Origin of the sequence: Elioraea sp. (assembly GCF_051860475.1) — a bacterium.
Lineage (GTDB): Bacteria > Pseudomonadota > Alphaproteobacteria > Acetobacterales > Acetobacteraceae > Elioraea.
Window position 1 is genome coordinate 1 of sequence record NZ_JBHYDW010000294.1, and the last position, 728, is coordinate 728.

The following is a 728-nucleotide window of genomic DNA, read 5'->3' on the forward strand; positions in this document are numbered from 1 at the left end:
CGGCCGCATTGTCAGCGTCGCCGCCATAATAGCGGTTGCCGTCAACACCGAGGGCAAGCGCGAGATCATCGGCTTGCACATCGGCCCGAGCGAAGCCGAGCCGTTCTGGTCGACCTTCCTCAAGGACCTCGTTCGCCGCGGCCTCAAGGGCGTCAAGCTGGTCATCTCCGACGCCCACGAAGGCCTGAAGGCAGCAATCACCCGCGTCGTCGGCGCCACCTGGCAACGCTGCCGCGTCCACTTCATGAGGAACGCGCTGGCGCATGTGCCCAAAGGCCAGAACACCGTTGTTGCCGCCGCGATCCGTCAGGTCTTCCTTCAGCCCGATCATGCCGCCGCCACCCAAACCTGGCGCAATGTCGCCGACCAACTCCGCGGCCGCTGGCCCAAGCTCGGCGCCTGTATGGATGCCGCCGAGCACGACGTGCTCGCCTACATGACCTTCCCAGAGCAGCACCGCGTCAAACTCCACAGCACCAATCCGTTGGAACGCTTGAACAAGGAGGTGAAGCGCCGTGCTGATGTCGTCGGCATCTTCCCCAACGAGGACAGCATCACCCGCCTGATCGGCGCAGTCCTTCTCGAGCAGAACGACGAATACCAGCTCCAGTGCCGCTACATGCAACTCGAAGGCATGACCGCGCTCGCCACACCCCAGATCGAGGAGGTTGCCCAGCTACAAATTACACCCAAAGCCGCCTGACGATGACGGCCCGGTGCCACACCCC

At 63.9% G+C, this 728-nt stretch carries 1 protein-coding gene; it reads left to right on the top strand.

Annotation, left to right across the window (positions count from 1 at the left end; genetic code table 11):
* Positions 1-703: IS256 family transposase (locus tag ACTIFU_RS23815; protein WP_439580809.1), on the top strand; the 703-nt coding region annotated here is incomplete at its 5' end.
* Positions 704-728: the final 25 nt, after the last annotated feature.